Genomic DNA, 9,924 nt, shown 5'->3' with positions numbered 1-9,924 from the left:
CGACATCGAACGCACCCGGCTCCCGGTACGCCTCCTTCCCCATCCCCGCCAGCAACGGCAACGCCGCCACCGCCACCAGCCCCGCCACCCGGGCCGCCGCGTTGTTGATCCCGCTGGCCAGCCCCGCCCGGGCAACGTCCACCGATCCCAGCACGGTCGCCGTCAGCGGCGCCACCAGCGTGACCATGCCCAGCCCGAGCACCAACAGCGCCGGCAGCACGTCGGCCACGTACGACGCCCCCGGCCCGACCCGCAGCATCAGCAGCATCCCCGCGGCGCACAGCAGCGGCCCCACCGTGAGCGGCAACCGCGGCCCGATCCGGTCGGCCAGCTCACCGGACCGCGCCGACAACAGCAGCATCAGCGCGGTCGGCGGCAGCAACGCCGTACCGGCCGCGAGGGCCGAATAGCCCACCACCACCTGGAGCTGAAGCACGGCGAGGAAGAAGAACCCGCCGAGGGCCGCGTACACGCACAGCGTGACGAGGTTGACCGCCGTGAACTGGCGGGAGGAGAAGATGTCCGGCGGCATCATCGGCTCGGACCGCCGCCGCTCGACGACCACGAACGCCACGGCCGCGACCGCCCCCGCCACCGCCGTACCCGCCACCACCAGGCCGTCCGCACCGGCCGCCTCGATCAACGCGTACGTCAGCAGTGCGAGCGCCGACGCGCCCAGCACCGCCCCCAGCACGTCGAACCGGCCCCGGGCCCCCTCGCCGCCCGACTCGGGCACGTGCCGCAGCGCCACGGGCACGCACAGCAGCGCCAGCGGAACGTTCAGCAGGAAGACCCACCGCCAGCCCGGCCCGTCCACCAGCCAGCCGCCGACGAAGGGCCCGACCGCCGCCCCGATCCCGCCGAAGCCGGACCACAGGCCCACCGCGCGGCCCCGGTCGTCGGGATGGAAGGACGCCTGGATCAGCGCCAGCGACCCCGGTGTGAGCAGAGCACCGCCCACCCCTTGCAGGGCACGCGCGGCGATCAGCACCCCGGCGTTCGGCGCGATCCCGCACAGCAGGGACGCCACCGCGAACCACACCACGCCGACGACGAACACCTTCCGGCGCCCGAAACGGTCGCCCAGCGCCCCGCCCAGCAGGATCAGCCCGGCCAGCGTGACCATGTACGCGTTGACGGTCCACTGCAGGGCCGCCATGTCCGCGTCGAGGTCACGGCCGATGCGGGGCAGCGCGACGTTGACGACGGTCGAGTCCAGCAGGGCCATGCTGGAGCCGAGGACGGTGGTGAGCAGGATCCACTTGCCCTGCGGTGAGGCCAACCGGACATCGGGCATGCAGGGAGCATACGGAAGAGCCCGGCGCCACAGGAGGCGCCGGGCTCCACGCGTTCGAACCGGGACTTACTTGATCTTCGTGCCGCTGGAGCGGAGGTGGCCGCAGGCCTCGACGACGCGCTGGGACATGGACGCCTCGGCGAGCTTGCCCCAGGTGCGCGGGTCGTAGGTCTTCTTGGAGCCGACCTCGCCGTCGACCTTCAGGACACCGTCGTAGTTGCGGAACATGTGGTCCGCGACCGGGCGCGTGAAGGCGTACTGCGTGTCCGTGTCGATGTTCATCTTGACCACGCCGTTCTCCAGGGCGGTCCGGATCTCCTCCTCCGAGGAGCCCGAGCCGCCGTGGAAGACGAAGTCGAACGGGGAGGCCTTGCCGAACTTGGCGGCGACGCCCTCGTTCAGCTCCTTCAGCAGCTCGGGACGCAGGACGACGTTGCCCGGCTTGTACACGCCGTGCACGTTGCCGAAGGAGGCGGCGAGCAGGTAGCGGCCCTTCTCGCCCAGGCCCAGGGCCTCGGCGGTGCGGATCGCGTCGTCGACGGTGGTGTAGAGGGAGTCGTTGATCTCGTGGGAGACGCCGTCCTCCTCGCCACCGGTCGGGGTGATCTCCACCTCGAGGATGATCTTCGCGGCGCGGGCCTGCTCCAGCAGCTCCTGGGCGACGGAGAGGTTGTCGGCGAGGGTCTCGGCGGAGCCGTCCCACATGTGCGACTGGAACAGCGGGTTCAGGCCGGCCTCGACGCGCTTCTTGGAGAGCGCCAGCAGCGGGCGTACGTACCCGTCGAGCTTGTCCTTCGGGCAGTGGTCCGTGTGCAGCGCGATGTTCACCGGGTACTTCTCGGCGACGATGTGCGCGAACTCGGCCAGGGCGACCGCGCCGGTCACCATGTCCTTGCTGTACTGACCGCCCAGGAACTCGGCGCCACCCGTGGAGATCTGGACGATGCCGTCGCTCTCCGCCTCAGCGAAACCGCGCAGGGCCGCGTGCAGGGTCTGGGTGGAGGTCACGTTGATGGCCGGGTAGGCGAACTTTCCTGCCTTCGCCCGGTCCAGCATTTCGTTGTAGACCTCGGGAGTTGCGATGGGCATGCGTCCGCTCCTTGTATCTGCGGGTTGGCGTACTGCGTTCTCGGCCCTGACCTAGACCTTGGGGTGCGACGTCATCGTCGGCCCCATCTTTCCAGACTTGGCCGGAAGGTCCAGGCCACCGTCCACGCCCTGGTCGGCCCGGGCTCAGTCCAGGCCCAGCTCGTCCTTGGAGAACGCGAAGAGATACGGCACCCCGGCGCCCTCCTGGATCTTCTCCGCGGCGCCGGTGGCCCGGTCGACGATGGTCGCGACGGCGACGACCTCGGCCCCCGCCTCGCGCACGGCCTCGACAGCGGTGAGCGGGGAGCCGCCAGTGGTGGAGGTGTCCTCGACGACCAGCACACGGCGGCCCTCGATGTCCGGGCCCTCGACGCGGCGCTGCAAGCCGTGCGCCTTCGCGGCCTTCCGCACGACGAAGGCGTCCAGGCGCCGCCCGCGCGCGGCGGCGGCGTGCAGCATGGCGGCGGCCACGGGGTCGGCGCCCATGGTGAGGCCGCCCACCGCGTCGAACTCCAGGTCGGCGGTCAGGTCGAGCAGCACCTGCCCGACCAGCGGCGCTGCCTCGCCGTCGAGGGTGACGCGGCGCAGGTCGACGTAGTAGTCGGCCTCGATACCCGACGACAGGGTCACCTTGCCGTGCACCACGGCCTTGTCCTTGATCTGCTGCAGCAGCGCGCCGCGTGTGTCCGTCATGCCGCCCAGCTTAGAGGCGGCGCCAGCTCCAGGTCGTGGTGGCCTCCAGCGGTTCCAGGGGCGTGACCAGGCGCGGCATGGTGTTGAGCCCGTTGGGCGGGCCGGTCTGCGGCTCCACGCACACAGCCGCCTCCTGCTCGTCGTAGACGACGACCCACTGCTCCCTGCTGGCCACCTTCAGCTCCAGCTGTCCGGGCCAGGTGAGGGTCACGTCCACGCCGCCGGGCATTCCGAAGCAGTCGTCCCAGGGGCCGGGCTTCGGCTCGACGCGGTTGCCGGTGGGCAGGTGGTCGTCGCCGCGCTCCTCCAGCCAGGCCGGGTCGAAGTCGATGCGCACGTCCTCGCCGCCGAGGTTCCGGTTGAACCACGGGTGCCAGCCGATCTGCGCCGGGAACGACGACTCGTACGTCTCCACGGACATGGTCAGCGTCAGCGCGTCCTCGGCGAGGGCGACGACCTGGGTGACGCGGCCCGGGTGGGGCCAGGGGTCGACGAGCTCGTAGGTGATGACGGCCTCGGCCGTGCTCGTGCGGGCGGTGCGCCAGGCGCCGTCGCGGGCGGTGCCGTGGATGGCGTGGGGCGGGGCGTTGAGGGGCATCTGCCGTACGACGGCGCCGTCCAGGAAGCGCCCGTCACGGACCCGCCCGCACCACGGCACCATCGGGAAGCAGCCGAACCGCTCCCCCTGCCGGAGCGTCTCCACGCCGCCGATCCGCAGCCCTCCGACCCGGCCGCCGTTGCCCGGCTGCACGGTCACCTCCGCGTCGCCCGCGGTCAGCGTGATGTCTTCGTCACTCACGGGACGACCCTACTGGGGTGATCAAGAGGGCATCACCCGGTGCGGGGCTTTTCAGCGGCGCCTGCGCAGGGCCCGGACCGCCACGATGGCCGACGCCAGCGCGAGCGCCGCCGCGGGGGCCGCCCAGCGCAGCGGGGCGGCAGGCATCACGGTCTGCGGCGCGGGGACCGGCGCGTACCGGCCTCGCGGCGGGGCGTGATCGACCTCCTCGGCGCTGCGCCCGATCATCGTCCGCCGCGCATGCGCCGCCTCGGCGATGTCCTCGTCGTCATTGTCGTCCTCGTCGTCCTCGTCTTCCTCGTCTTCCTCGTCCGAGGGACCGAAAGAGGACGGCGGAACGTCGCTCTCGAAGACGGCGGGTGGCTCGGGGACGGGGGCGGGAGCGTCGTCGTCGGCTGCGGGGGCAGGGTGCTCGTCGGCGTCACCCGGCGCGGAGGACCTGTCCGCGTTACGCGGAGCCGAGGACCCGTCGCCATCCCCGGAGGCACGAGCATCGTCGGCGCCACCCCGAGCCGAGGGCGCGTCACCGACCCCCGAGGCACGAGCATCGTCGGCGGTGTGGCCGGAGGCGGGCGTCTCGTCGTCGGGTCCGGGGGCGGAAGTCTCCCGGGCGGTCCCGGAAGTCGTCTCGGCAGCCCCGGCGGTCAGGGGCTCGTCGGCCGAGCCACCTCCCGCAGACCCCGGAGCCGCGCCCTCCCCGGCCGCCGCGCCCGCGTCGGTCGGGATCTCGGCCGAGGTCCCGTCCGCAGGGCTCGACGCCCCGGCCACGGTGCCCCCCTCGGCCCCCGCCGGAGGCGCAGGCGGCAAAGCCGCGTCGTCCGCGTCCGGGGTCGTCTCGTAGTCGGTCGCGGCGCGGGGTTCGAAGTCCTGGGTGGCGAGGGGCGTGGCCGTTTCCGGGGCTGCCGCGGCCAGGTGTTCCGCGAAACGGTTCAGCAGGCGGGTGACGGCGCTCTCCACCGCGTCGGACGGGAGGTCCTTGATCCGTCCGTCCGCGGCGGCCGTACCGTCGAAAACGACCGTCGTGCCGTCCGCCGCGTCCCGCAGGGCGATGCGCAGCGCGAGCTTCACCGAGCCGGTGCCGCGGGCCTCCGTGGCGTCGCCCTCGACGGCGTACGCCCCGTCGTCCGCCCGGGACACCCGTACGGCACCCCGGTACGTGACGGAGTGGCTGCCGACCCGGATCTTCAGCCGGCCGGTGACGGGCTCGGCGCCGGCGTCCTGCTGGAGCCCCGGAACCACCCGGGCGACCCGCGCGGGGTCGTCCAGCACCTCCCTGAGCCGCTCGGCCGGAACCGGAACGAACACCTCGTGCTCCATGTGGACGGACTCTACCCAGCACGCGCCGAAACGCACCCCCGCCTTCGGGATTAGCCCCCGATACGCCCCACCAGGCGTATCCTCACCGCCCTCCCCCACCCTCACCAGGCCGCCCCGGGACCCGCTCAGTAGCGCGGATGCACCAGCGTCGAGGCGGGCAGCCCCGCGATCCGCGTGCCCCGCGCCGCCCGCTCCCCCGCCGCGAGGGACGCGTCCGTGAGGACGTACAGGCGTGGACTGTCCGGGCCGAGGCGGGGCCGCGGCTCCGTGCGTGCGGCCAGGAAGAAGCCCCAGCCCCGGGGCGCCCGGGAGCGGTCGGCGAGGGTGCGGTCGGGGCCGACGGCGAAACCGGCGTGGCGGACGCCCGTGCAGTACGGGGCGGTGCGGAAACCGGCCGCGCGGAGGGTCGCGTCCACGGTCCAGTACACCCGCGGACTGGACGCGACGGGCCCGGCGTGCACCACGAGCCGGCCGCCGGGGGCGAGCACCCGGCGCGAGAGCCCGTAGAACTCCTGCGAGTACAGCTTCGTACTGGCCGTGATGCCCGGGTCCGGCAGATCCGAGAGGACCACGTCGTACGACGCCGGGGGCGCTCCGCGCAGCCAGCCGAAGGCGTCCTGCGTGGTCACGCGCACGCGCGGGTCGCCGAACGCGTGCTTGTTCAGCGCGGACAGGGCCGGGTCGGTGCGGGCCAGCCGCACGACCTCCTCGTCGAGTTCGACGACGTCGACCCGGTCAACCCCGGGATGCCGCAGCACCTCGCGTGCCGCCAGTCCGTCGCCGCCGCCGAGGATCAGCACGCGCGCGTGCGGCCCGGTCATGGCCGGGTGGACGAGTGCCTCGTGGTAGCGCAGTTCGTCGCGCCCGCTGACCCGCAGCCGGCCGTCGAGGAACAGGTCGAGGGGCCGCCCGTGCGTGCCCCCGGTGAAGACCACTTCCTGCACACCGGTCTGGAGCGCCACCCGTACGTCCTCGCCGTACACCGCCTGCCGGGCGGCCCGTTCGAAGTCGTCGACGAGGACGGCGGCCGAGGCGAGGATCGCCAGCACGAGCGCGTTGGCGAGCAGCAGCAGCCAGCGGGCGCGCCGGGTCAGGTCCCGGCGGAACAGGCCGAGCACCAGCGCGCCCCCGACGATCGCGTTGACGGCGCCGGTGATCAGCGCGCCGGTCAGCTGGCCGAGGAACGGCAGCAGGAGGAAGGGGAAGGCGAGTCCGCCGACGAGCGCACCGACGTAGTCCGCGGCGAACAGGTCGGCCACCGCACCGCCCGCGTCCTGGCGGCGGATGCGCTGGATCAGCTCCATCAGCAGCGGGACCTCGGCGCCGATGAGCAGCCCGGTCGCGAGGGAGAAGGCGACCAGGAGGCAGCGCGGTCCGCTGGCCCACATCCCGCCCCAGTCGCCGGTCCAGGCGAAGACCGCGTACAGGGCCATCGCGCTGCACCCGCCGACGAGGGCGAGCGTCGCCTCGACCGCGCCGAAGCCGGCCGCGGCGAGCCCGCGCAGCCGCTTCGCGGCGAGGGAGCCGATGCCCATCGCGAAGACCATGACGGACAGCACGACGGACGCCTGGGTGACGGAGTCGCCCATCAAGTACGAGGCGAGGGCGACCAGTTCCAGCTCGTACACCAGTCCGCAGGCCGCGCAGACGAACGCACCCGCCAGGACCAGGACCCGTCCGGTGCCCGGCCGGACGGGCAGCTGCGCCGGGCCGCCGGGGCCGCCCGGGGCGCTCAAGGGCGGCGGGTAACCGGGCGGGGCGGGCGCGTGCGGCTCGATCACGTTGCGACGTTACGTCACGCCTCCACTGCGGTTCGTCACCCACACGTGTGATGCTGGTCCACAGAGGCCCGATAACGGTGTGAGATCCGGCTCGCCGAGTGAGTGAGGTGCCGGGGAGATTCAGCTGGCGGCGGCCGACGCCCGCACCCGTACGCCCACCTTCGTGCGGGTCGCCACCAACTGCCCGTCCTGCGGGTACGCGTGCCAGGTCCGCCAGTGCACCTGTCCCTCGTGGTGCTGGGCCAGCAGTGCCGTGAAGGCGTGCGGGCTGCCGGGGAAGACGCCGGCCAGGCCGTGCGGATGGTCGGAGACGAGGGCCAGCAACTCCTGGGCGCGGCCCGCGAAGGAGCCGGGCGAGAGGACCTCGACCCGGGCCGCGAACTCGTACTCCCAGTCGCCCAACCGCTTGGCGACGCCGAGCGGAAGCGGCGTGCTGCTGCCGGGAATGCACGCCACCGTCTCCGAGCAGACGCCCCCCTCCTCCAGCAGAACCTGGTGGGAGGCGCCGAGAAGTCGCAACTGAAGTCGGACGCCCGCCAGTTCGAGGTCGAGCGTGGCCAGCGCGGGAAGCGGCTCGCGCCCCAGGGCCCAGGCGAGATCGGCCGCCCGCGTGTCGGTGTAGGAGGTGTTCAGGGTCGTGAGCATGGATCGGCTCCGCAAGCACACAAGGAGAGGGAGATGGGTCCGCTGCACCCCGGTCGCACCGGGGGATTCGGCCCGGGGCAAACCGGTCGGCCGGTTTCGGGAAGGTGTCCGCAGAACGTCCGAGAGGCTGCGTTGGTGTTTTAGAGGGAATCATGAACTGTGGCGCCGCAACAGCGTCTTTACCCAAGTTCGCAGGGTTTCCATCCCTCAGAGGGCTCCACAGCTCAACTGTTCAACTACGGCGTGCGCCGGTGCCGGGGAGGCGTGCGCCGGTACGCCGTGGCTCACGCCGGGACCCGGGACAGACGGGTGCCCGGGCTTTCGCCGTCCTCCCAAGTTCCCGCTTGCCTCGCGCAGTTGCCGGAGTCACGCCTCGATCCGCCACGGCCCGGCGGCAGTTGTCCTACAGACATGCGAAGCTGTCAGAACTCACTCGGAGTTGCCCGACTTTCCTGACAGAGGTTCGACACCTCCTACGGGCGGGGGCCCCGGGCCCCGCCGACCGGCACGGGAACGCGGGGCCCGCCCCAGTGCGGACCCCGCGTTCGGTGGTTGCGGCTCCCCCGTCGGGAGCGCGGCCGACGTACGTCAGCTGCCTCCGCCGCAGCCGCCTCCTCCCCCTCCACCCCCGCCGCAGGACGACCCGCCTCCGCAGGACGAGCCGCCGCCGCAGGAGTGTCCGCCGGACGAGCCGGAGTCTCCGCCCCCGGCCCACCAGCTGCCGCCGCTGTCGTGGCGCGATCCGGTGGAGGCCCCCGCCCCCCGACGGGTCGCCCGTCCGGATCCGCCGCCGCGGGCCTTGGACACCAGCGCCCCGACCAAGACGACTCCGATCACCGCCAGGATGATGCCGACGACCATGGCGTCACCCTCCTTCCGTTCCCCCGAAGCGGCCCCCCGTGGGCGCCTCGCTCTTGCGTGAACAGGGGATGCCCGCGCCCGGCACGCCCCAAAGCAGAGTTGAGGAAGTCCAGAGCTTCGGCGGAGGATGACCCGTATGACCTCCAGCGCGCGCCCCCTCCTCAGCCGCCGGCTCGCCGAGTTCGGGACGACGATCTTCGCCGAGATGTCCGCCCTGGCCCTGAGCACCGGCGCCATCAACCTCGGGCAGGGCTTCCCCGACACCGACGGCCCCGAGGAGGTCAGGGAGGCCGCCGTACGGGCGCTGCGGGACGGCCTCGGCAACCAGTACCCGCCGGGGCCCGGCGTTCCGGAGCTGCGCACCGCGGTCGCCGCCCACCAGCAGCGGCGCTACGGCCTGTCCTGCGACCCCGACGGGGAGGTCCTGGTCACCGCCGGGGCCACCGAGGCCATCGCCGCCTCGCTGCTGGCCCTGGTGGAGCCCGGCGACGAGGTGATCGCCCTCGAGCCGTACTACGACTCCTACGCGGCGTGCATCGCGATGGCGGGCGGGCGCCGGGTGCCGGTCACGCTCCGCCCGCACGAGGGCAGCTTCCGCCTGGACCTCGACGAACTGCGCGACGCCGTCACCGACCGCACCCGCCTGCTGCTGATCAACACCCCGCACAACCCGACCGGCACGGTCCTCACCCGCGCGGAGCTGGCCGCGATCGCCGAGCTGGCGGTGGAGCGGGACCTGCTCGTGGTGACGGACGAGGTGTACGAGCACCTGGTCTTCGACGAGGCCGAGCACGTGCCGCTGGCGACGTTCCCGGGGATGCGCGAGCGTACGGTCACCATCGGGTCGGCCGGCAAGACGTTCTCGTTCACCGGCTGGAAGGTCGGCTGGGTTACCGGCGCCCCCGATCTCGTAGCCGCCGTCCGCTCGGCCAAGCAGTTCCTGACGTATGTCGCCTCCGGGCCCTTCCAATACGCCGTGGCCGAGGCCCTGTGCCTGCCCGACTCGTACTTCGCGGACCTCCGCGCGGACATGCTGGCCAAACGGGACCTGCTCGCGGGCGGCCTGGAGCGGGCGGGCTTCAAGGTCTTCCGCCCGGCCGGCACGTACTTCATCACCACCGACATCCGGCCCCTCGGTGAGAGCGACGGTTTCACCTTCTGCCGTGCGCTGCCGGAGCGCTGCGGGGTGGTCGCGATCCCCAACGCGGTCTTCTACGACCACCGTGAGCAGGGCGCACCCTTTGTCCGCTTCGCGTTCTGCAAGCGGACCGGCGTGCTGGAGGAGGCGACCTCCCGACTCAAGACGCTGGCCGCCTAACAGCCACAGACGTACCAGCAGATGTACCGGCCACACGGCCTGGTTGCTCCGAGCCGCCGCGCACCCGCACTCGACTGCTGCCTGGTCGACCGGGACACCGGTGATCGGCAGTCGTATCACGCAG

General features: G+C 72.7%; 8 protein-coding genes. 1 reads left to right on the top strand and 7 read right to left on the bottom strand.

Annotated elements, in window-relative coordinates; genetic code table 11:
* The 7 genes from AOQ53_RS01100 to AOQ53_RS01070 all read right to left on the bottom strand — a co-directional run.
* The coding region (locus tag AOQ53_RS01100) for an MFS transporter (protein ID WP_059414056.1) at positions 1 to 1,297 on the bottom strand (1,297 nt) is incomplete at its 3' end.
* Between the two features lie 66 nt (positions 1,298 to 1,363).
* A complete protein-coding gene (fbaA, locus tag AOQ53_RS01095; RefSeq protein WP_059414036.1) occupies positions 1,364 to 2,386 on the bottom strand; it encodes a class II fructose-bisphosphate aldolase in 1,023 nt (340 codons plus the stop codon).
* Between the two features lie 144 nt (positions 2,387 to 2,530).
* On the bottom strand, positions 2,531 to 3,079 hold the full coding sequence (gene pyrE / locus AOQ53_RS01090; RefSeq protein ID WP_059414034.1) for an orotate phosphoribosyltransferase: 549 nt from the start codon (positions 3,077 to 3,079) through the stop codon (positions 2,531 to 2,533).
* Between the two features lie 10 nt (positions 3,080 to 3,089).
* Positions 3,090 to 3,878, bottom strand: a complete 789-nt coding sequence (locus tag AOQ53_RS01085) for an aldose epimerase family protein (protein ID WP_059414033.1) — start codon at positions 3,876 to 3,878, stop codon at positions 3,090 to 3,092.
* A gap of 51 nt (positions 3,879 to 3,929) precedes the next feature.
* Entirely contained in the window at positions 3,930 to 5,195 is a 1,266-nt protein-coding gene (locus AOQ53_RS01080) for an SRPBCC domain-containing protein (protein WP_059414031.1), read from the bottom strand.
* A gap of 125 nt (positions 5,196 to 5,320) precedes the next feature.
* Entirely contained in the window at positions 5,321 to 6,976 is a 1,656-nt protein-coding gene (locus AOQ53_RS01075) for a polyamine aminopropyltransferase (RefSeq protein ID WP_059414029.1), read from the bottom strand.
* Between the two features lie 120 nt (positions 6,977 to 7,096).
* Positions 7,097 to 7,621 (bottom strand): DUF2617 family protein, encoded by a 525-nt coding sequence (locus tag AOQ53_RS01070; RefSeq protein WP_059414027.1) that lies wholly within the window; start codon positions 7,619 to 7,621, stop codon positions 7,097 to 7,099.
* 988 nt (positions 7,622 to 8,609) lie between these two features.
* On the opposite strand from AOQ53_RS01070, the gene AOQ53_RS01065 reads away from it, so the two are divergent.
* The gene (locus tag AOQ53_RS01065; RefSeq protein WP_059414026.1) at positions 8,610 to 9,800 is read left to right on the top strand and encodes a pyridoxal phosphate-dependent aminotransferase; all 1,191 of its coding nucleotides are present in this window, start codon (positions 8,610 to 8,612) and stop codon (positions 9,798 to 9,800) included.
* Positions 9,801 to 9,924 lie beyond the last annotated feature (124 nt).

It is taken from the genome of Streptomyces azureus (assembly GCF_001270025.1).
In the GTDB taxonomy this organism is placed as follows: Bacteria; Actinomycetota; Actinomycetes; order Streptomycetales; family Streptomycetaceae; genus Streptomyces; species Streptomyces azureus.
Note: the sequence above shows the minus strand (reverse complement) of the source record. Positions and strands in the feature narration are given on the sequence as shown.